Consider the following 23,532-nt stretch of genomic DNA (forward strand, 5'->3'; position numbering starts at 1 on the left):
GAGGGATTACCGTGGCGTTGTCTGAAATAACAACTTTCAGTGATATAGAGAATAAACTTTCTAATTTTATTGCAAGGCAGGAACATACAGATACAATTTCATGTATCGGTGTGAATCGTGATAGCTATTTAGACTTGGTTCAAGGGAATGTTGATTTTTTTAAAATCCATCAGGATGAGCGGGGAGCCATCATTGATCCCGTTATCGGAGGCGAGAGACAGTATTCAACGCCTTGTTTTGCCGCGACCGCAGCTTCTTTGGTGAAATTTCGGGAGAGAGAAGATCTGCTGGAGCCTTCCTGCCGAGCCTTGACCTACAGTTTGGAATGCTTAATAGAAGGTAATGCGAAGTGCAATAACCACGGTAATTTCTATATGACACAGGTTGTGCATGCCTATATATGGCTTCAAGATATCGTAAAACCGACGTTGGTGGAACAGTGGAAGGAGATGTTCGGACGTATCAAGTCGGAAGTCGCTTATAAGCAGGCTTTTCATAACTGGTCTGTAGTCGCGCAGGCTGGTGAAGTGATGCGTTTGGAGCAGCGTCTTGGCGGTAATCTGGAAGAGATCGATGACAATATGGACATTCAGCTTCCCCTGGTGACGGATTTAGGTATGTATGTAGATCCGAATGGTCCTCTGTCCTATGACTTATTCTCTCGTTTGTTTTTCCAGATGATGCTCAATCACGGTTATAACGGGCGACACAAAGATTTTTTGGAAGACGCTTCTTTAAAAGGGGCTATCACATCTTTGTTCATGCAAAGTCCAACGGGCGAAATTCTGCTTGGTGGCCGCAGTGCGCAGCATCAATGGAATGAAGCGGAGCAATGTTACATATTCGAAACCTATGCGAAGCAGTATGCGTGTCAAGGCAACCATGCTATGGCAGGGGCGTTTAAGCGAGCGGCCAAGCTTTCGTTGGCTTCCATCGCACGTTGGCAAAGGCCAAGCGGAGAGCTCAATATCGTACGCAACTGGTTTGACCCTAGCGAGCGGGTCGGTTACGAAGGATATTCGTTCCACTCGCAGTACAACCTGTTATGCGCCTTCATGCTGGCGGCTTGCTATTGGCAAGCGGATGATTCCATTCAAGAGAAAGCATGCCCTGCTGAAACTGGCGGATTCGCCCTTTGGCTAGAGCCACATTTTCGCAAGCTCGTATTAAACGGTGGCGGTTACTATGCGGTCATTCAGACTAAAGGGGAAAAAGATTACAATCCCACAGGTATTATCCGTATTCAGAAGCGTGGAATGACGTTGCCGGTAGGGCCAGCAGATATGGTTCCCATTGCGAAAAACCCGGAAGGCGGAGCTATTTCTTATGCGATTAGCACGCATTATCGTGACAAATGGCAGCGTACAGCTGACATGACGCGTGGTGAGCTGGATGAAGTAAAAGTCGAAATTTTAGAAGAGAGCCCTCACCGAGTGGTAGCACAATTAACGTATATCGGAGGTATATCTGTTAATATTTGGAAAAGAAGATTGACCCTTGATTCCAGCGGGGTAACCGTGGAGGACGAAAGCTCAATGAATTTTCATGAGGAAATTCCGATTATGCTGTTTGATGGTCGGGACGAATCCCGAGTCACACTTTCTAGCCGAGAGTCTCACGTACAGCTGCGAGACGAAATACAGCAAGTAACGATTCTTGAGTCAGAAGATTCAGGATTGGCCTTGACCGAGCGAAGCGGCTTGTCGCGCAATGGGAAACTTGGTTCTTTGCAGTATGCAACGAAAGGGAAAAAGACGTCTTACCGAGTGACTTTAAGCAAAGCATAAACCAACACTATAAGACGAGGAGAGAGAAAAATATGACGCAAACAAGTACAGAAACAAAGACATGGATCGACGAAGCTTGGGAACGCACTGTACAGAAGGTAGAAAGAACGAGCCGTCGAATCGGGGGAACCTTCCCGCATATTACATTGAATGGGCAATATGATAAGATGGCGCCACAGTGGTGGACTAGCGGCTTCTGGCCAGGCCTTCTGTGGCTGATGTACCGCGAAACTGGAGATGAAAAATTGAAGGAGTATGCGGCTTCATGTGAGGAACAGTTAGATTCCGTTCTGCACGGTTTTAACCAATTAAGCCATGATATTGGGTTTATGTGGAGTCTATCGGCAGTAGCTCAGTATAAGCTGACAGGAAATGAGGAGTCAAAAAGACGCGGGATGATTGCTGCAAGCCACTTAGCTGGACGCTTTAATCTCAAAGGGAATTTTATCCGCGCTTGGCAGGACAGCAAAACAGAAAGTCGTGCGGGTTGGGCAATCATTGACTGCACGATGAATTTGCCCATCCTTTACTGGGCGTCGGAAACGCTGAACGATCCTCGCTTCAAATATATCGCTATGGCACATGCGGATACGGTAGTGAGGGAATTTGTGCGTGAAGACGGCTCCGTTCGTCACATCGTCTGTTTTGATCCAAACACGGGTGAACGCGTGAATGTGCTTGGCGGACAGGGGTATTCGGCAGATTCTGCATGGTCACGTGGCAATGCCTGGGCGCTTCATGGGCTTGCTCTTTCCTACCGCTACACGAAGGAGCAAGTATACTTGGACGCTGTAAAACGGGTAGCTCACTTTTTCATATCCGCGTTGCCTGAGACACATGTGCCATTCTGGGACTTTCGCGCACCTAAGGAAGAGCAGGACTGTGTCGATACTTCGGCTGCAGCTTGTGCAGCCAGCGGTCTTTTGGAAATTGCTAACTGGGTTCCTGAACTTGAAGCTTCCCTTTACCGGGATGCGGCCGAACGTATTATGAAATCTCTGTACGAAAATTACGGGGCGTGGGATAGCCAAGAAGAAGGTTTGGTCACTCATGGCACTATCTATAGAAATTCTGAACGATATCCGGATCATGTTTCGATCATCTACGGCGATTACTTCTTCGTGGAGGCCTTGACGAAGTTGAAAGGCAGGAGTGAAGTCCTATGGTAGAAAAAATGAAGGAAGAGCAGAATGTGGTCAGTCACGCGGGCTGGATGAATGAAGCCTGGGAGCAAGTCCTGAATAAAGTCGGCAAGACGAGCAAGCAGATCGGTGTAAGCTTCCCGCATGCTTCCAAGGACGGGGTCTATGACTCCATGCCTGCGGCATGGTGGACAGGAGGATTTTGGCCTGGTTTATTGTGGCTCATTTATCGGGAAACAGGAGATGAGTCCCTCAAACGTATTGCGACAGAAACGGAAGATCGGATGGACGAGACACTGCGTGAATTTTACAAGATAGATCATGACGCAGGGTTTATATGGAGCCTTACTTCCGTAGCGCAGTTCAAGTTGCTCAACAGTGAGGAATCGAAACGCAGAGGACTCATAGCCGCAAGTCATCTTGCGGCGAGATTCAATATGCGCGGAAGTTTCATCCGTGCTTGGAACGACAAGCCGGAGTCTATTCGAACCGGTTGGTCTATTATTGATACAATGATGAATCTGCCGCTTCTGTTCTGGGCATCTGAGACATTGAAGGATCCACGATTTGCCCAAATTGCGATGGCGCATGCGGATATGGTGCTTGAACATTTTATTCGTCCGGACGGTTCGGTTCGTCATATTGTTCATTTTGATCCGGAAACGGGTGAGGTTGTGTTGGTCAAAGGAGGGCAGGGCTATTCACCAGATTCCGCTTGGTCACGCGGAGCTGCTTGGGCACTTCATGGTATGATTTTAACCTACCGGTATACAAAAGAACCTCGTTATTTGCTAGGTGCCAAACGGGTGGCCCATTTCTATTTGGCCAATCTTCCCGAGGATTATGTGCCACACTGGGATTTCAGGGCCCCGGTAGCGACACCTCCGGGTCTTGACACGTCTGCTGCCGCTTGTGCGGCAAGCGGTTTGCTTGAAATAGCTAATGCCGTTGAGCCTCTAGAGGCTGATTTGTATCGGAATGCTGCGGTTCGAACGGTAAAGTCGCTGTATGAGAATTACGGTTCGTGGGGAGATGACGAGGAACAAGGATTAATCCGAATGGGAACCGTTAATTTCAATTCTGGAAGATATGTGAATCTCCCTCTTATCTATGGGGATTACTTCTTTGTGGAAGCACTTGCGAAATTGAGAGGTCAAGAGCAGTTGTTCTGGTAACTTCTATCGTTCAAGATAAGGCGGTTGCTTATGAGTGATACTCGTGCTTCAATTGCACTTGTTCGGGGAGCAGTCTATATTCCGGCTCGTGCCTACAATGCTTATCAGATGTGGAGAGATTACGACCCCAGCATTATTGAAAGGGATCTTAGCTTTGCCGTTAGATTAAACGTCAATGCGCTGCGGATCTGGCTATCCTACGAGTATTGGCTTGAGAACCCGGAAGCGCTGCAAATCGCTTTTAGGCACTTGCTGCAAGCTTCTTCTAGCACCGGTATCCGACTAATGCCTTGCTTATTTGAAGGCTGCGGCATCGCACCGATCTTGGATGCGTTGACTAACACGGACCCTTTAACAGCGGTTTGCGTTCATTCACCGGAAAGAGACATTTTTGAAAGTCCGACCCGTTACAAGGAGACTGCCAACTTCGTGGAGTGGTTCATGTCACAATTCGCAAACGACTCACGGCTGTTGGCTATCGAAATAATGAATGAACCTTCTGATCTAGATAGGCTGCGATTTTCCAGAGAGATGATGAAGACTGCGCTGCAAGGCAAAGGAAGTATTCCTTTGACGATAGGCTGCGCCAATTTGGAAGATCATTTGTATTTTATGGATCTCGAAGTCGATATTTTGCAAAACCATTTGAACTTTCCCTCTTCCCGCGAAGAGATTGTGCTGAGGTTGAACAAGATGAAGCTGGCCGAGGAGATACTTGGCAAGCCGTGCTGGTTAACGGAGTGGCAGAGAATCCGCACGGGTCCAAGAGGTCCAGGTGGTGCTATGCCTGTTGAAGGGGAGTGGCAACCGGCCTATGCTGAGTATGCGGCGTTGCTAGATGAATTTGGGATGTCAGGCTTTTGTTGGTCACTGATGCTGAAACCAGCGTATCTGCCGGGTCAGCGTAAGAAGGGCGTGCTGAATGGCTTTTTTCACGAAGACGGAGCTCTTTGGAGCTTGGAAGATGCCCGTACTGTCTCAGGAAATCCGAATTTGCAGGGAGAAGAACGACGGGAATGGCCGAGGTTTATCAAATGAAACTTAAAAACAGCTTTGGATAGAGTTAAAACTCTATTCAAAGCTGTTTTTCTTCAGCATTTATCCAATGATTATGTGACTAATGATTATGTCTTACCATCCTGGGGTTTTATATTGGTTTAAATTCTGAAGCGCTTTTGCAACTGCATAAGCTACTTCATTTCTCCCAAAATCTTTTTTCGCAAGATACATCATATCAAAGTTATACAGTCCTGCGGAATAAACAAAGTCCAAACTCTCCTTCGCCCATGGAGAAGCATTCATAGATTTATATGAATGATCTAACGAAATCCTTCCCTCTAACGCTCTCTTTAAAATGACGGCCAATTGCTCTCCCGTAATATTTCCGTCTGGATCGAACTTTTCCTCAGTTATTCCCTGTATTAATCCAATTTGATAGAGGTGGAAAATGTACTTGAACCCCCAATGTCCATCAATATCCTTGAATGTACTCACTTTATTAGATTCCGTACCATGAAATAGAGGCTTGAAAATCTTAGCTACCTCTGCTCTTGTAATCGTTCCATTTGGCTTAAAAGAACCATCTGGGTAGCCGTCAATGATTCCGTCCATATAAAGCTTATAGATCTCATCACGACCGAACACATCCGGTTTCATATCAACAAAGTGCTCCGGAACCGTCACTGAAACTTCTGGGCTTGCACCAGATAAATACTTTATTCTATACGTGTAAATGCCGGGTAGAAGATTCTTTTCACTATAAGTGTTGGAATATTTGCCTACAAGTACCCATTCATTTTTATTATTTTTCTTTTCAAGTAAAACATCATAACCTGTAAATTTTAAACTAACACCTTTAACCTCCTTGTCATAAGAAAATGAAGTGATCTCAGGGTAATTAGTAGTATTAGTCTTACTATTTGAATTGTCTATCGAAGCATGATTTGAAGTGCTGCTACTCTTACTATTTACAGTAATAAGAATTGTAACGTCCTTTCCTTTGTATGAAGCCGTAGCGTAAGTTCCTCCTTCTATTAAACCAACTATGAGATTTCCGTTTGTCGTTGTTGCTACTGATGGCGTATAAATTTTCCAGGACACGTTAGGTGTTACATCCGATGCGGAACCATCATTATAAAATGCAGTAACTATTATTTTAGTAGGATTCCCTTGAACGATATTGACATGATTAGCATCGATTCGTTCCAGAATAGGCGTGTAGGCTTCTACCCGAGGAAAAGAAAGTGGCAGAGTAGCCAAGATCATAGAAAAAGCTATTATTACGCATAGTACTAAATTTCTTATCTTCATGATTAAACTCCAATCTAATCTAAAGGTGATGGACATATTATAGCTGAATATCTTCTGCTCGTCTGCACGGTTGCTGTCATTCTTCATCATTTCATATACGGCTTATGGGAAGGATTGGTAGGGGGGATTAGAATAGCGCAGAGAGTGAACCGAATCCGGGCGGAGTAAAAAAATGGTAATTGGATATATTGAATATAAATCCAATTCTCAATCGTCTGATCATGGTTAGTTTGATCAGAAGGAAGGTAGTGTACGCCATGTGGATGGAAACCATAAAAGATTTCTTGCAGATCGCAGGAAGGATTGTGACGATTTACCCCCTTATGTTGATTGTTGGACTATTTATGGGGAAACGCTCCCTAGGTGAATTGCCTGTATTTGATTTTCTGGTCATCCTCTCCTTGGGCTCCGTCGTTGGCGCTGATATCGCCGAACCGAACATTAGCCATCTCCATATTGGAATAGCCATTGTATTAATCGGTCTGCTGCAACGCATTGTCTCTATATTAGCTATTAAATCAAGGAAATTCGGAAAACTAATCTCGTTCGAACCAACAACCGTGATTCATCAAGGAAACTTGTTGGTCAATAACCTCAAGAATGTACGTTATTCAATCGATAATATCCTTCAAATGTTGCGAGAGAAGGATGTTTTTCATCTCCCGGATGTCGATCTTGCCATACTAGAGGCAAACGGGAAATTGACCGTGTACAAGAAGGGGCCGAAATCTGCACCGACCCTCGAAGATTTAGGGATAGCCAAGAGGCAAATCGATTTGTCCTATCCATTAATCGTAGAAGGGACCTTATACAATGAAACGCTATCTTATATCAAGAAGGACGCGTTCTGGCTGGAGTCGCAATTGCAAGCGAAAGGAGTTTGCCAAGACGATATCTTCTATGCTTCCGTTGATGATAATGGCATCATTTACATTTCCGATAAAACTTTTTTAGATCCTCCGCCTATTCGACACTAGAGCGAAGTTTAGAGCTCTAGGGAACTTAGAACGGTCATTGTCAACAATTTATGGGCTGTCTCCTAGAGAGACAGCCCTATTTGGCCTTAGCTAACATTGCATGATTATGAAGACTTAGCATGAAGGATAGCGGTCTCGATATAGGTTCTCAAAGTCTTGATGAACGTGCGCATGGCGTATCCGACATATCTGTCACTGCGGTAGATCAGATAAATGTCTTGAGAAGGCGTAGGATTCCTCAGTTGCACGACTTTAATGTCTTTATTATGAAGATTATCCAGTAGCAATCGAGGGAGAACACAGTTACCAACGCCACTCTGTACCATCTGGAGGAGGGAAGATAACGTTGTCATCACCATATGGGGCTGTAGTGTAAACCCATTCTCCATGCAAAAACGGTCGATCAGTTTGCGGCACTGATGGTCTGGTGGGAACAGGACCATTTTCAAAGATTGCAGCTTGTTTAAGGGGATGAAGCTCTCTGTGGCAAGGGGATCATGGATACTTACCGCTAATGAAAACTCCTCGTGAAATAAGGGGATTGACGTAAGATGTTCATCAATAACAGGTCCAATAGTTACGCCAACATCAATGCTGCGGTCTAAAACTTGTTCTGTTACTTTCATGGTTTCCAGAAGGGATAACGAGATGGTGGGATAGGTCTCATGGAAGTTCAGTAGCAAGGCATTAAACATGAGATCCGCGTCACCGGGCAAGACACCAATGGATAGTGATCCGCCTTGCATCTGCTTCAGATCGGCAATGGCTTCACTCGCTTGCTGCAGATGCTTAAACACGGCAGCACCATGTTCATGAAGGATGGCTCCGGCTTCTGTAAGGACAATTTTTTTCCCCACACGATCGAACAATAGAACGCCTATCTCTTCTTCCAATCTCCTTATCTGCTGGCTGATGTTAGGTGCGCTGACTCCCATTTTTTCGGCTGCTCTCGTGAAGTGAAGCTCATCACAAATCGCCATAAAATATTGTAGTTGTTTTAATTCCATAGCTCATACCCACTTTCAATGCCATCGCTGAATACAGATGTAATGATAATTGTCACGCCATCTTCTTTTGCTGTCAATAATAATCGTTAACTTACACTTAACGTTCCGGTAAGGCCCACTGCATTGATAGTACTTTTCATGAGACCTATACTAGGAATATATCAAGCGCTTTTCATTACAAATGGAGGAAATTTATTGCGTTAACTAATAAACCTTAATGAGGAGGATTCTTTCATGGAGAATTTCGTAGGCTCAGTCCCATCCCGAACTGGTGAAGTGTTTGATGCTTTTAGGAAGGCTTTTGAAACAGGAGATACCGTTGATTTTCTTAAAAAGGTTACCGAAGAGTTTCATTTCTTCGTTCCACTCCCACTTGAGGGGTGGAATCACGAACAACAAGGCAAAGAGAGGTTCGAGGAATTGATCAAGTTCGAACGCTCCGTATTGCAAGTAAAACTAACCCCGCTCATCTTGCTTGAGAATGAGGACAATGGCATGGTGGTATTTCGCGCGGAAGGTTCGTTGAGTGGCCAACCTTATCAGAATGAGCTTTCTGTTCTCTTCGCGTATGAGGCAGAGCAGGTCCGCTTCTTCCGAGAATATGTAGGTATGCCGTTAAAAAACTACGAGACCGTGTAAATAACTGATTGTAGTCTTAGCAAGATAGTTAGGAAATGAATATATACGGATAATTCGCAAATAAGTTACGATACGTCCGTGCTCAAGAACCTTGTTAGGTTTTCCTGACGAAGGTTCTTCTTTTATTTAACGGAATAAGGAAAAGATCGTGGTCGAACATGTTGGACGTGAATGCCTATGGAAAGTGAGGGGGGATTAGCATGGGAATTTCACGGGGGTGCAGACCGGTCATCGTCGGTACCGATTGGTGGACGGACAGTGACGATGTAGTCGCGATGCGCGTGCTCGTTTGGGCGGAGCAACAAGGCATGGTGAAGATCGCTGCGATCGGGATGAGCGCATGCATGGCGTATTCGGCAGCATCGCTGGAAGCTTTTTTGACGGCGGAGGGCAGGCCGGGGGTGCGGATCGGCATCGATATTGAGGCTACAGATTTCGGCAAAGTGCCGAAGTACCAGAAAAATATGGCGGAACGCTTAAACGGAGCCAAGCGGAACGAGGACTGTGAAGATGCGGTAAGAATGTACCGTCGTACGCTTTTTGAGATGCCGAACAAGCTTGACCTCATCGAGATTGGCTACCAGCAAGTGCTGGCCGCTCTGCTGCAGAGCCCCGGGGACGACTTGTCACCGCTGACGGGCTTGGAGTTGGTGACACTGAAGGTGAACAAGCTGTGGGTGATGGCTGGGCACTGGGAGAATGAGGGGAGCGGTGTGGAAAATAATTTCGCCCGTAACCGACGCTCCATCGTCGCCGGGCATCATGTCTGTGCACACTGGCCGACTCCGATCACGTTCCTAGGCTGGGAGGTGTCGGACAAGATTTTGACGGGCGGTACGCTACCGGAGGACGACAACGTTGCACTGGCGCTGCGCGACCACGGATTCCCGAACGGCCGCAGCTCGTGGGACCCGATGCTCGTGCTGCTCGCCTGCGTCGGAGACGAGGAAGAGGCCGGCTATCGGACCGTCGTGGGCACTGCCCACGTCGATGCGGATTCCGGCAGGAACTCGTTCGACGTGCATGCAGATGGGAAGCATGCTTACGTAGTGAAGGTGCATCCGGACGAGGTGTATCGAGAGGAGATCGACCGGATATTGGAGAGTTGCGTGCGATCGGATTGATAAGGTGTAGTGATAATGGGGGAGGTCGCCAAATAGGCGGCTTTAATAGCTAAATGGTTAGGTAATGAATATATACGGATAATTCTCAAACACGTTACGATACTTTCGTGTTCATGAATCTTACTGCTGTTCATGTTAAAGGTTCTACGCTATTAAAACTAATAAAGAAAGGATCGTGGTCGAACATGTTGGATGTGAAGGCTTATGGAGCTGTCGGGGATCGATCTAAACTGGACAGCGCAGCATTTCAGGCAGCCATAGATGAATGTCACTGGAATGGCGGAGGGACGGTGAACGTTCCGGTTGGCGACTATACGATTGGAAGTATAGAGATGAAGAGCGGGGTACTGCTTCATTTGGAAATAGGGGCTACGCTTTGGGCATCACCCCAACGTGCCGATTACCGAGAAGATTGGTCAGGCGTGGACGAGAGCAAGATTTTAATTAAAGCGACGAATGCTGAGTCGTTCGGTATTACGGGCAAAGGCACGATTCGAGGGTTCGGCACAGAGAAGTTCGGTTCCTGGTGGGGGGTACCAAAGCATCCTGAACTACGGGTATGCACCATGCTCTTAGATGATTGCCGCTCGGTCACGTTGGAAGATATCTGTATTCGGGACAGCGCGTTTTGGACTATTCATTTGAAGCATTGCGATACCGTTCATATTAACCGAATTTCCATTCACAATTATCGTTATCACTTGAATACAGATGGCATCGTACCAGATGGCTGTCGAAATGTATTTATTAAGGATTGTCACCTATCGACTGGGGACGATTGCATTCCTATTAAGAGCACGGAAAATCGAGCTTGCGGGCCCATTTTCGTGACGAATTGCATCTTGGAGTCCCCGAATACAGCCATTAAGTTTGGAACGGAGATTTATGGGACGATTAGCGATGTCTATATTAGTCACTGCACCATTAAATCAGCGATTGGGATCGGTATCTTCGTCAAAGACGGAGGAACCGTGGAGAGAGTGCAAATGAGTGGGATCACAATTGAATCGGCAGATCTGTACGATATCAAGCCGGTGGTTCCCGTGTTCATTGATATTGAGAAACGGCATGCTGATTCCAAGTTGGGGAGTGTGCGAGATATTGTTTTCCGCGATCTCTTTATAAGCACGCGAAGCTCCATTGTTGTGCAAGGAGCACCGGATAGTCGAATTGACAACCTATCGTTTCAACAAATCACGATGCGCATTACAGGTTATACGCCTTTCGGCAATCGCTACAAACCTGTCACGGGCAGGCGGACGCTTAAAGAGCAACGAGATACGGAATTCATGATTAAGCCTGCTTATATGACGATTGCGTATGTAACAAATTTACGACTTGATCATATTCAAGTTTTCGATTGCACAGAGGTGGCTGGACACAAGCGTCATGACATATGCCTCGCGTATTCGACGAGTGTTACCTACAATTACACATCAGTGGAAGCTGGAGGTCACGAGCAATGGATCGGATAAAGGACGAAGTGTTGAAAGCAGAACGAATAACAAAGCAAGATGGCCATTATTTTTTCGGTTATTATGACACGCCGGCTTGGAGCGGGAATGATCGGTATCATCTCTGCCATAGAGTAGCCTTTTGTGATCGGCTCCCACGCGCGGAAGATCGGGCTGAACTTGGTTATATCGATTTAGGGAACAACATCTTCACAGCTATAGGAGAAACAACAGCGTGGAACTTCCAGCAGGGGAGCATGCTGCAATGGCATCCTGCTTATCCGGAGGATACGGTTATTTATAATGTACGGAAAGGCAGCACCTATGAAGGCGTTGTGCTGAATTTGACAACGGGCAAGTCACATTCATTGGAGAGGCCGGTAGCCAATGTCGATCCGACTGGACGCTATGCAGTAAGCATCAATTTCCCCCGTATGTACGATTTCCGTTCCGGATATGGCTATGCTGGCGAATCTGACGGTTACGCGAACGCATTATATCCGCACGACGACGGCATCTATCTGATCGATTTGTTGTCAGGAAAGAGTCAGCTGACAATTTCTTTACAGCATCTATGGGAATTTACCAAATCGTATTTTCAAGGTGAGGATAGAAAAATATTGATCAACCATATCACCTTTAATACGGACGGCTCCCGTCTTGTCGCTCTGGTGCGCTGTTTCCCTGATAAAGATAAGATATGGAAAACGGCTGTCGTGACGATGAATAGGGACGGTTCCGATCTATTCCTGCTTGCCGACTATGGGTATGCATCGCATTATCATTGGCGGGACAGCGAGCAATTAGCTATCCATGCAGGTGAATTGGCGACCAATCCTGAGGGAGAGCAGCTATATGTGTGGAAAGACAAGAAGAGTGAGGTATCGACGATAGATAAATCCTTTTTTCTAAAAGATGGACATTGCAGCTACTCCCCAGATCGACGATACATGCTCTACGACAGTTATCCTGACGAGGATTCATATCGACATTTGTATATCTATAATCTACAAACACAAAAGGGAATCAAACTCGGCTCGTATTTTTCGCTGCCTGAACTAGAAGGTGATATCCGCTGTGATTTACATCCACGCTGGAATCGAGAGGGCACGTGTATCTCATTCGATTCGACGCATGAAGGACAACGACACGTCTATCGGATGGATTTGGCTTCCATTCTAACGAATGATAATTAGGCTAACTAATGATAATCGAGTTAGAAACAGTGATATCTGGAAGGTAGTTTAGCAAAGAGGATATACCGATAATCGCTAAGCCGGTTATAGTGAGGTTGCAAGCGCTTAATCATAAGACAAGGTGGTGTTATAAGCAGTGCGATTGGAGCTAGGTAAATATCGATGGCTATATCTCATGATGATTCCTGGTATTTTATATTTTATTATTTTTCGATACTTGCCGATGTTCGGTAACATGATCGCTTTTCAAGATTATCAACCGTTTCTCGGATTTTCGGGTAGTCATTGGGTTGGATTCAAGCATTTCCACAGGTTGTTTACGGAAGATACGTTTCTTATATTGCTCCGAAACACATTGATGTTGTTCGTGTATGGATTTATATTTGCTTTTCCAATTCCTATCCTTCTCGCACTTATGTTAAATGAAGTCCGCAAGCAGTTTTTCAAGCGATTTATTCAGACGGTTATTTATATACCACATTTTCTTTCTTGGGTCGTTGTGGTCTCACTGTCTTACCTCATGCTGACGACCGAAGGCGGGATCGTTAACAATGTATTGGTATCGCTTGGCGGCAATAAAATTAACTTTATGCTCGACGCTGGATGGTTCCGCCCGTTATATACAATTCAGTCTATCTGGCATGATGCAGGGTGGGGTACGATTATTTATCTAGCTGCCATAGCCGGTGTGGACACGAGTCTTTATGAGGCAGCAGAGATCGACGGAGCGAGCAGACTACGCCAAATTTGGCATATTACCTTGCCAGGCATACGCAATGTCGTTGTCATTCTGCTCATCCTTAAAGTAGGGGATATCATGGATCTTAGCTTCGATCATGTGTTTCTGATGTCGAATGCGATGAATCGAGGTGTGGCGGATGTGTTCGATACTTACGTCTATAATGTCGGAATTCTAGGCGGTCAATTTAGCTACAGCACAGCAGTCGGTCTATTTAAATCGGTAGCGGGCTTAATTATGGTGTTTTTCGCAAACCGCTTAGCCAAACAGTTCGGAGAAGAGGGTATATGGTAATGGAACAAACGAAACCGACAACGGCAGGAAGCGTATCTGTGCCACTCATCACATCCCATAAGCGCTCGGGAAGCAAGCTATTCGATGGGATTAACTATGTGCTGTTACTTCTTTATGCACTGGTTTGTTTTATTCCGATTTTGCATGTCTTCGCGACTTCTATAGCGGCTTCTTCTCAGCTGGCAGCACATCCGTTTCTTCTTATCCCGACACAATTTAGCTTAGATGGATTCCGGTTTATTTTCTCCTCCAACACTTTGCCGCAAAGTCTCCTGAACACGATTTTCATTACCGTGATAGGGACCGCGCTTAATGTCATTGTGACATCGCTAATCGCTTATCCGCTATCAAGAAAATATTTAAAAGTCCGAAATCCGATTATGCTGATGATCTTGTTCACTATGCTGTTCAGTGGCGGACTAATTCCTAATTTCTTACTGGTAAAATCGATGGGGCTGCTAAATTCATACTGGTCGTTATGGCTTACTGGGCTAGTAAGTCCGTTCATTTTAATCATCCTAAAAAGCTTCTTTCAGGCACTCCCAGATGAATTGGAGGAATCAGCGAAGATCGATGGCGCGAGCGACCCCATAATTCTGTTTCGCATCATTCTGCCATTGTCGCTACCGGCCATTGCCACGATTTCTCTTTTCTATGCGGTGGGTCATTGGAATACTTTCCTATCTGCGATTCTGTATATGAACGATCAGTCCAAATGGCCGATTCAGGTTCTGCTCCGGCAAATCGTGACGGTCAGCACAGCTGGGATCGGGGATGATGAATTCACCTATATTCCGCCTTCAAACATCGTTCGTGCGGCTGTCATCGTAGTGGCGACGCTTCCAATCTTACTCTTATATCCGTTTCTGCAGAAATATTTTACCAAGGGCGTTTTACTCGGTTCGGTTAAAGGATGATGTAGCTACTACCTTCGGGATGCAGTTCGTCATTATTTAATATATAATTTTAATAGAAAGAGGGTATTGGTAAAAATGAAAACGGTTACTACTCAAAGCAAGAGAGCTATGCTCGTTCTAGTACTAAGCACTGCGCTATTGGCGGCATGCAGCGATGGAACTAAAAGTGGGGATACGCCGAAAGCAACTTCGGGATCCACCACAACTTCGACAGCGGGAACGACTAGTGCCAAACCAGCTGTTGCGGTGGATATCTCCATGATGGCCATGTACACCTCGCCTAATGCACCAGCAGCCGACAGTGATGTCATGAAGAAACTGATGGAGGTTACCAACTCGAAGTTAAACATCAACTGGGTGCCGAACGCGGCATACAATGACAAGCTGACCGCCTCCCTCGCGGCGGCAGATTTGCCGATGATCGTAGTTGCCGATCTCAATCTACCAGCAGTTACTAGTGCCGTCGATGCGGGTGTGTTCTGGGATTTATCGCCATATCTAAAAGATTACCCTAATTTAAAGCGCCTTGACGCTGGTGTCCTGAATAATGCTTCATATAAAGGAAAAACCTACGGCATCTACCGTTCTCGAGATAAAGCGAGAAGCGCCATCTTTATTCGTAAGGACTGGCTGGACAATATGGGGCTTAAAGTGCCGTCTACGCCGCAGGAGTTGTTAAGTACAGCAATCGCTTTCGGAACTGGGGACCCTGACAAGAATGGAAAGAACGATACGACCGGATGGGTCATGGATAATGGTGGATCGGATTTTAAAGCCTTAATGACATGGTTCGGTGGACCAAACGAATGGGCAGAAGATGGCGGGAAATTGGTTCCGGCAGTATTAACGGCACAATATACAGACGCCCTGAATGCCATGAAAAAGTTATATGACGAGCATGGCGTTAACCAGGATTTCCTACTCGTTGATTCAAACAAGAAGAACGAAATCTTCTATGGCGGCAAAGCAGGCATTTATTATCAAGTTTCGGATTCGACTCGGGAAAAGTCGGTTCAGAAAAATGATCCGAAGGCGCAAGTGGCCATGATTAACCAAATTACAGGTCCTGCTGGTATCAAGTCACGAGGTGAAGCCGGCTTTAACTTGATGATGATGATTCCAAAGAAAGTCGTAAAGACAGAGGAACAACTGCGCCAAGTATTAGGTTTTATTGATAAATTGGGCAGTAAAGAAGCGCAGCTTCTGATGAACTATGGCATCGAAGGGGTGCACTATACGTTGGACGGCGACAAAGTCGTGTGGAAGGATCAAGATGGCTTCACCAAGTCGACTGGCGCAGGTCCAGGTATCTATAACATGAATATTTTGACTGATCTGTTGCCGCAATTAAAATCGGACGATCCGCAAGTCGCCAGAGTAACAGAAATCCGCAAGGAGAATGAGAAGGTTGCTGTGTTCAATCCTGCGGCACCTTTTAAATCAGCAACCTATATCACACTCGGCAAGACGTTGGATCAAACAATCAACGACGCTCAAAGCAAATTTATTCTCGGCGAGCTTGACGCAGCAGGATGGAAAAAAGCGGTTGAGCAATGGAAGAGCAGCGGCGGCACGAAGTATATGGATGAAATAAACGCTGCTTATCAGGCGGCTAAGAAGTAGCAATTAACCAACTAGCGAACAATGCCTGGGCTTTCTTTATATCGTTTACTGGAGATAGCCCCAGTCGTCTTAACGGAGGAGTAGCGATGAAGTCTTCAAATGGATCGGGAAGAATGCGCATGAACATTGGGGTGTCTCGATACTTTACCAAGCTGCTGGCGATCAGTATATTGCTGGGTGCTATTCCGGTTATTACGCTGGGGTTACTTTCTTATGTCATTTCCTCCAATTCGATTAAAGAGAAAGTGATCCGTGGCAACGATTTGATCTTGTCTCAGATTCATCTGCGAACGGAAAGGGAATTAAGTCTGGTCGATAAGATGATGAATCAATTAATGTACTCCACGCTAGTTGCCCAGACGATAAACAAAGCCGTTACCCAACACGACTTTCAGGCTGTGGGGCAAATTCAGCAGGAAATTGCTTTTATGCAGTCCTATGAGCTTGGGATCTCGGATGTCGTGCTCGTCAATCTTCAAAAAAATTGGCTGATCAGTAGTGGCGGCCGTTTTAACAGTTTCGCATACTATTCGGATCCAGCGCTTTTTTCTCGCTATACGGATACAGGCCAGCAATTTAATCGGTATTACCTATCCGACAAAACCGTCACGGTCGTTGAAAGACTGCCACTGCATTCCCCGAATCCAATTGCCTTGTTACTCGTCGACATTTCGCTTGATGACCTTAATGCCATCCTTGCCAGAAATAAAGAGTTCGGCGAAATGTTCATTATGGACGAAGATCATAAATTTGTAGCTGGAACGAGCACGGATTCGCAATTAAAAGGGGCACTTGACTTCGTTGTGGCCCAAACAGCCAATCTTGAAAATGATAAGGCAGTTACTGCCCAATTGAACGGCAAGCCGTCCGTTATTATTCCTTACCGTTCGAGCTATAACAATTGGTTGTATTTATCGGTTATTTCGTTAGACGATATTTCGAAGGACTCAAGGGAAATTGGTCGGTACACGATTTATATTTGCACAGGCATTTTAATTCTCACCTTTCTGGTGTCACTCTACAGCTCAAGGGTTATTTATTCGCCTATCAAAAGATGGTATGGCGTGCTCCGCGATTTAGTGTCGGGCACTGACAAAGGAAACGAGATTGATATCATCAGCGGAAAGTTGAAGTCACTGCTTCACTTGCGGCAGCAAATGAGCGAACAGTTGAAGCAGTTTTTTGTCACCAAGCTCCTGCTCGGCGAATGGCGTCGTAATGAAATCGAAGAGATGATGAGGAGTTACAATTACCCAACCAATCTGAAGCACTATATGGTGTTTGTATCGGAGATTGATTCACTGGAAGGGACCAGTTATACAGAGAAAGATCGCTATCTGTTAATGTTTGCAATCAGCAATATTGCAGGTGAGATCGTTCCAGCCCATGAGCGCTTTGAATCAGTCGTAATTAACCATTCGCAAGTGTTGATCATTGGCAGTGAGGGGGCCGACCCTCAGGAGGCTCGACTTCTGGCTTTTGAACGGGCGATGGCCATTCAGCAAAAGGTAAGAGAGTTTTTGCGCTTGCCGTTAAGCATCGGTGTAAGCAGGGTACGTACAGATTTAAAAGAAATACCGAAGGCTTATTTAGAAGGATTGGAAGCTCTAAAATACCGAATTCGCTATGAGCAAGAATCGCTTCTTTTCTTTGATGAAGTTCAGCCTAACCGAGAGCTACCTCCGATTTTTCCATTGCAGATGGAGAATGACCTGATCGACTCGATTAAACTAGGCAATGAAGATGAGATCCGGCAGAAGCTTAGCGGTTTTCTTCAGGAAATTTACAAGAATGCGGCTAACCATCGGGATTACCAAATCTTTGTGGCGAGGCTTCTGACCGATCTCCTTCGTCTTCATCAGGAAATTGGTGGTGTCATGCCATACGACGGTACAGTTTCATTATTTGAAAAATTGTTTGAAATAAAGACGATTCCGGAAATTGAAGGCTGGTTTATGCACATGCTGATCACGCCTTTAGTCAAGTTGATTAGCGAGCAAAAAGACAGGGCGCATCATCGCATCTCCAAAGAAGTCTGTACGATGATTAACAAAGAAGCTGAAACCAATCTTACCTTGGAACTATGCGCTGAACGGCTAAACTATCATCCTGTCTATGTCAGCCGTGTGTTTCGACAAGAAATGGGCATTAATTTCGGCGAGTATCTGGCTAATGTTCGTCTTGGAATCGCGAAACGATGGTTACGGGAAACAGATATGACGATTAATGAGATCGCGCAGAAGCTGCATTTTAGCAATTCCGGCAATTTTATTCGCTCATTTAAAAGTTCGGAGAGCATCACACCTGGCAAGTATCGAGATCAAACGAAACAGTAAAGTACCGCCGGAGGAGGTGGTTGCTGAATGTAAATGACCCATTTGAAAAGGAGGTATAGTGTTGGATAAATTGTTTGTTGTAGGAGACAGCATATCCATCGATTACGGGATCTACTTGGCGCCAATGCTCGAAGGAGGAATGATTTATGATCGCAAGAAGGATCGAGATTCCATCAATGAAAACCAAGATCTCCCCGAGGCGATGAGAGGTGCAAACGGTGGGGACAGCGGTATGGTACTTCAATATTTAACATATCTCGTTGCTCATCGCTTGTTCGATCATAGCATACTGTTGCTTAATTGTGGTTTGCACGATATGAAACGAAATGGTTCGACTGGCGAGCTGCAAGTACCATTAGAGCAGTATGAAATCAACTTACAGGCTATCCTACAACTCATGCAGCCTCTGCCTGTTCGAATCGTTTGGGTGAGAACCACGCCTGTCGATGATGCTATCCATAAGGAACAGATGAAGAAATTTGTACGGTTTAATCGCGACGTCATTCACTACAATGAAGTTGCCGATCGAATTATGGATGAGGCTGGCGTCCAATCCATCGATTTGTACAGCTATACACTAAGCCTAGGAAATGGCTACAAGCTGTTCTGCGACCACGTGCACTACAACACGGAGATTCGCATGCGGCAGGCTGCATTCATTGCCGGCTGCTTGCACAACCTACGATAACGAAGCTCATAACGCGCAAAACGTACGAATCTGTTAGGGTCCATCACAAAGGAGGAACTACTGAATGAGTAACGTGTTGAAAAGTCGATTATGCAAGCTCATCCTGTTTTGCTTGGTATTGGGGTATATCCCGTTCGGAATGGCGAAGCCTGCTGCAGCCTATGGGAATGGAAATCTGCTGAACGGTGGGTTCGAAAGTGCAACAGGTTCAGGCATACTAGTCTTCGACGGCTGGAAGATCGATTCGACAGGGGCGAAGGCGACAAACGGCAGTCCGGCGGGTTCAACTTATGCCCGTTCAGGCAACAATGCTTTGAAGGTATCGGCAGGTTCGGGCAGCCAAAAGACGCCGGCACAGCAATTCGTGTCCGTCATTCCAGGTCAGAGCTACAACCTTTCCTTTTATTTAAATGTAACGGCTTGTACGAACTCGGCATCTTCGACGGGAATGGTCGTTCGGTTTTATGACAAGGCAGGGCCAGATAACTTCTATACAACCGGTTCCACGACAGTCGGTTCGGATGTCATCGTTGGATCGGTTACGGGGACGACGACGTCTGGATACACATTGTATCAAAATAACTTCACTGTGCCCGCGAACGCCAAATATATGCGGATCTACGTGTTTTCCAGCAGTGCTGTCAGCGGCAGCATGACCGCTTATGTCGATGATATCAGCCTCGTGCAAACCGGCGGTACGGCACCGAGCTCCGTGACAGGCGTCACTTTGAATAAGGCGTCGACGTCCATTGAGAAGGCGGCTACAGAGACGCTTATCGCTACTGTAGCTCCTTCCGGAGCACCGCAGGCAGTCGTCTGGAGCAGCAGCAATTCCTCGGTCGCTACGGTTGATGCCAACACAGGGCTTGTCACAGCGGTGAATACCGGAATTGCGACCATCGCAGCCACGTCTACGACAACTACGCCGCCGAGCACAACCCCTGCGGTATTCACCGCTTCAGCTCAAGTGACGGTGACGGCAGGAATGCCTACAGCAGTTTACGGGTTGACGCTGACGCCATCTTTTAACTCCATTAGTGCTTACATTGCAGGTGGGCGAGACGATCTGACTCGTCATCTGTTCTACAAAAAGACAGCGGACACGGTGTGGAAGAATGCACTGGATCCCATTTATATTCCAGGCAAGGAGATTTTCTCAGGCAGTATTGTGAGGTTAGATGAGAATACGTCCTACGATGTCAAGTCGGATGTGTACTATGGAAGTACACTCATCAAATCGGAGACAGGAACCGTCCAAACCTGGACCTCCACCCCCGTGATCGCGCAGACGATTTCCTTATCCAGCTTGTATTCGAGCGGCGGATTGGTCATCAACGGGCTGACCGGAACGAACAACGGATGGATCAAAATTGTTAACGATACGGGTCTCACGATCGATGCTGGTACGCTAACTCAGCATGCGGTAACGGTTACAAATACGGTTTATACGATTCTGGATGGCTTCATTGTCAAAGGTGGCAGCAAAAATGGAATCTACCTGAACAGCACGGATCACGATGTCCGGATTACAAATGCGGATATTTCCGGTTGGGGGCGCACGGCAGTCGATACCGTGCATACAGCTGCACAGTTGGCCTATATCAATAAAAGTGATGTAGGTTATGGCACACCGATCGATGCGCAGGGAGATATGCTGGAAGGTGATGCCGGCTTCCGGATTGAGGATGCAAAGAACATCGTTGTAGAACGCAGCTATGTACATGAGCCGAGGGGTTATGCCAACCCGTGGGGAGGTGTCACCTCGGATGGGCAAGTGTATAGCAATTCTCACCCACAAGGACCCGAGGCGATGTATCTTCGAAGTGCAGGCGGTATGGTGGTCAGATATAACGATTTCATCGGAACGGATGAGTATCACCGCTTCAATGACGTCATCAGCGGTTATTACAATAATCAAGAGAGCGGCGGCTTTTATAAGGATGCAGATATTTACGGCAATTTCTTCGGATATGCCAACGATGATAGTGTCGAATTTGACGGCGGACAGTCCAATATTCGGGTGTTCGATAATCGGTTTGAGATGAGCTATTCCGGTACCAGCTTCGCACCGAACATGGTGGGTCCTAGCTATGCATTCAATAATGTGTTTCATAATTTGAACGATTATCGAAGAACAGGTACGGGCTCGGTAGTTAAATTAGGCGGCAACAGCAGTACCGTGTACAAAGGTGAGACTTGGTTCTTCAACAATACGATTTATGCCGTTCCCAAAGCAATTACTGGCAGCAGTACGCCGAAGAACTGGTACGGAGGCACCCGGAATAATCTCATTGTAGTGATGAGAGATCTCATCAAGGGCTCGTCTAAATTTTACAACATTGAGGATAATAATCCGTCCGTGAATCCCGGCACGAATTTCGATTATGATGCGCTCGGACGCAGTACGGATGGGGATGGATCCGGGGATATTTATGCCAATCCGGGAGCAGAAGCACACGGATTGTTCAAAATTGGCAAAATGACGAATCCGGATGCAGGTGTTTTTACACCGACGACTTCTGGCATCAATACGGCTAGGGAAGTTGACGTTGTAGATAAAGGAACAATTGTAGACAACTTTTCAAATATGTATTCTGGCACTGCTCCTGATATCGGTGCTTTTGAGCAAGGGGCGAGCAGCTTGTTCCCGAAACGGCCGATCCCATTCCAATCAGATAAGTATTTGGTTAGTATCCCTGAAACAAGCAACTCAGCTACGTTTACGATTTCAACAGGTACACTCAGCGGATCCGGCAGTTATACGATTCGACGTAATGCGGAAGAAGATTGGTACTCGGTTACGCCTTCAACGGGAACCTTCGGAAGCAACAGTTCCGTAACGTTTACGGTTAATGTGGACCGCACGAAAGCTTCATTTAACCGGGCTGTCGAGTACTCGACTCTATTTGTGAGGCTGACCAATGGATACTCGGTACCGATTACCATCAAAGCAGAGAATAGCGCTGTTACAGTACCGCTAGGGCAAACGATTCAACTAAACTCTACGAAGCCATTCACGAGCACTTCGAATCTGAATGCCGATTGGATATCCAGCAGTTCGGCGGCTACGATTACCTCATCGTCGGTGATTGACGTAGCGTCCGTTAACGTCGCTGGCATGTATGCGGGTACAGCGACAATCACGGCAAATAGCTCGGTTAATGGTGTCAACCAAGCAGAGTACAGAGTGCGCGTGCCGGCGATGCTAGGTGATCTGCAAGTGAATGGGCAGGCAGTTGCGGGGTTCAATTCGGGTACGTATAGCTACAATGTCGTACTGCCAGCAGGCTCCGGCGTACCGACGGTGTCGGCGTCATCGCTGGATGCCAGCTCAGCATCGCCTTCTACGATTGCGTATGACTTACCGGCGAGTTTGCCGGGCACTGCAGTCGTAACGGTGACGTCTTCCGATGGAACGACGAGCAATACGTATACGCTTCAGTTTACCGTATCGTCTGGCTCTGGCTCAGTATCCCCTGTGGGGTACTGGAAGCTTGATGAAACATCGGGAACCGTCGCATCGGATTCCTCAGGCCATCTTTTGAATGGAACCTTGATTAATGGCCCTGTTTGGACAGCAGGCAAGATTGGAGCCAGCTTGGATTTCGACGGAGCGAACGATGAAGTCGATCTGGGAACTCCCACTGAACTGCAATTTACGGGTGCCATGTCTCTGGCCGCTTGGGTCTATATAGACAGCTTCGCAAATGATGGCAGAATCATCTCCAAGGAGAACGGCTCCAATTCCAGGTCATGGAGCCTGTATATGAATGCTGCAGGCAAAGGTGTCTTCCAGATCGCAACCAGTGCAACTTCTTCTATAAATGTGGTGACGGCAGGGACGCTGCCGGTTGGCGAATGGGTCCATCTGGCGGGCGTATTCGAGCCGGGAACTGCGTTAAGGCTCTATGTCAACGGCGCGTTAAGCAGCTCCAATCTGAGTTCAATTCCGTCTACGCAATATAACAACAGTCAACATGTGTTTATAGGAAGACGCCCGGATTTTTCGAATGCCTTTAACGGTAAGATTGACGAAGTATATGCTTTTAACAATGCATTAACGAGTACGGATATTGCTGCGCTTGCGGGTAATTAGGAGACAGCGTAGCAAATCATAATGGTTT

17 protein-coding genes are annotated in these 23,532 nt (G+C 46.4%); 15 read left to right on the forward strand and 2 right to left on the reverse strand.

Features of this window, described 5'->3' with window-relative positions:
• Positions 1-11 precede the first annotated feature (11 nt).
• From AC58QM_RS16940 to AC58QM_RS16955, 4 genes are read left to right on the forward strand one after another with little or no spacing between them, the layout of a single operon-like run.
• Positions 12-1,787, forward strand: a complete 1,776-nt coding sequence (locus AC58QM_RS16940) for a hypothetical protein (RefSeq protein WP_497285877.1) — start codon at positions 12-14, stop codon at positions 1,785-1,787.
• Positions 1,788-1,819: 32 nt separating this feature from the next.
• Positions 1,820-2,956: a glycoside hydrolase family 88 protein gene (locus AC58QM_RS16945; protein WP_497285879.1), complete on the forward strand. Its 1,137-nt coding sequence runs from the start codon at positions 1,820-1,822 to the stop codon at positions 2,954-2,956.
• Positions 2,950-4,104 (forward strand): glycoside hydrolase family 88 protein, encoded by a 1,155-nt coding sequence (locus tag AC58QM_RS16950; protein ID WP_497285881.1) that lies wholly within the window; start codon positions 2,950-2,952, stop codon positions 4,102-4,104. The genes AC58QM_RS16945 and AC58QM_RS16950 overlap by 7 nt, the downstream gene beginning before the upstream one ends.
• A 30-nt stretch (positions 4,105-4,134) precedes the next feature.
• Positions 4,135-5,142, forward strand: coding sequence for a glycoside hydrolase 5 family protein (locus AC58QM_RS16955; protein ID WP_497285883.1), 1,008 nt, complete (start codon positions 4,135-4,137; stop codon positions 5,140-5,142).
• A gap of 93 nt (positions 5,143-5,235) precedes the next feature.
• Here the strand turns inward: AC58QM_RS16955 and AC58QM_RS16960 are convergent, their stop codons facing one another.
• Positions 5,236-6,414 (reverse strand): S-layer homology domain-containing protein, encoded by a 1,179-nt coding sequence (locus AC58QM_RS16960; RefSeq protein WP_497285884.1) that lies wholly within the window; start codon positions 6,412-6,414, stop codon positions 5,236-5,238.
• 263 nt (positions 6,415-6,677) lie between these two features.
• On the opposite strand from AC58QM_RS16960, the gene AC58QM_RS16965 reads away from it, so the two are divergent.
• Entirely contained in the window at positions 6,678-7,391 is a 714-nt protein-coding gene (locus AC58QM_RS16965) for a DUF421 domain-containing protein (protein WP_497286047.1), read from the forward strand.
• 104 nt (positions 7,392-7,495) lie between these two features.
• Here AC58QM_RS16965 and AC58QM_RS16970 read toward each other — a convergent pair whose 3' ends face one another.
• The gene (locus tag AC58QM_RS16970) at positions 7,496-8,398 is read right to left on the reverse strand and encodes a LysR family transcriptional regulator (RefSeq protein WP_497285886.1); all 903 of its coding nucleotides are present in this window, start codon (positions 8,396-8,398) and stop codon (positions 7,496-7,498) included.
• Between the two features lie 234 nt (positions 8,399-8,632).
• On the opposite strand from AC58QM_RS16970, the gene AC58QM_RS16975 reads away from it, so the two are divergent.
• From AC58QM_RS16975 to AC58QM_RS17020, 10 genes are all read left to right on the forward strand, one after another.
• The gene (locus tag AC58QM_RS16975) at positions 8,633-9,037 is read left to right on the forward strand and encodes a nuclear transport factor 2-like protein (RefSeq protein WP_497285888.1); all 405 of its coding nucleotides are present in this window, start codon (positions 8,633-8,635) and stop codon (positions 9,035-9,037) included.
• A gap of 200 nt (positions 9,038-9,237) precedes the next feature.
• Positions 9,238-10,161 (forward strand): nucleoside hydrolase, encoded by a 924-nt coding sequence (locus AC58QM_RS16980; RefSeq protein WP_497285890.1) that lies wholly within the window; start codon positions 9,238-9,240, stop codon positions 10,159-10,161.
• Positions 10,162-10,346: 185 nt separating this feature from the next.
• Positions 10,347-11,636 carry a glycoside hydrolase family 28 protein gene (locus AC58QM_RS16985; protein WP_497285892.1) on the forward strand — a complete coding sequence of 430 codons (1,290 nt, stop codon included), beginning with the start codon at positions 10,347-10,349 and terminating at the stop codon, positions 11,634-11,636.
• A complete protein-coding gene (locus tag AC58QM_RS16990) occupies positions 11,624-12,811 on the forward strand; it encodes a TolB-like translocation protein (RefSeq protein WP_497285893.1) in 1,188 nt (395 codons plus the stop codon). The genes AC58QM_RS16985 and AC58QM_RS16990 overlap by 13 nt, the downstream gene beginning before the upstream one ends.
• A 136-nt stretch (positions 12,812-12,947) precedes the next feature.
• Positions 12,948-13,844 carry an ABC transporter permease gene (locus AC58QM_RS16995; RefSeq protein ID WP_497285895.1) on the forward strand — a complete coding sequence of 299 codons (897 nt, stop codon included), beginning with the start codon at positions 12,948-12,950 and terminating at the stop codon, positions 13,842-13,844.
• Positions 13,844-14,761, forward strand: coding sequence for a carbohydrate ABC transporter permease (locus AC58QM_RS17000; RefSeq protein WP_497285897.1), 918 nt, complete (start codon positions 13,844-13,846; stop codon positions 14,759-14,761). Before AC58QM_RS16995 ends, AC58QM_RS17000 begins: the two co-directional genes overlap by 1 nt.
• A gap of 75 nt (positions 14,762-14,836) precedes the next feature.
• On the forward strand, positions 14,837-16,384 hold the full coding sequence (locus AC58QM_RS17005) for an extracellular solute-binding protein (protein ID WP_497285899.1): 1,548 nt from the start codon (positions 14,837-14,839) through the stop codon (positions 16,382-16,384).
• An 86-nt stretch (positions 16,385-16,470) separates the two neighbouring features.
• The gene (locus AC58QM_RS17010; RefSeq protein ID WP_497285901.1) at positions 16,471-18,720 is read left to right on the forward strand and encodes a helix-turn-helix domain-containing protein; all 2,250 of its coding nucleotides are present in this window, start codon (positions 16,471-16,473) and stop codon (positions 18,718-18,720) included.
• Between the two features lie 61 nt (positions 18,721-18,781).
• Complete coding sequence (locus AC58QM_RS17015) at positions 18,782-19,408, forward strand: SGNH/GDSL hydrolase family protein (protein ID WP_497285903.1); 627 nt, start codon at positions 18,782-18,784, stop codon at positions 19,406-19,408.
• Between the two features lie 64 nt (positions 19,409-19,472).
• Positions 19,473-23,504, forward strand: coding sequence for a LamG-like jellyroll fold domain-containing protein (locus tag AC58QM_RS17020; RefSeq protein ID WP_497285905.1), 4,032 nt, complete (start codon positions 19,473-19,475; stop codon positions 23,502-23,504).
• The last annotated feature ends 28 nt before the right edge of the window (positions 23,505-23,532 follow it).

Source organism: Paenibacillus sp. J22P165, from assembly GCF_059692015.1.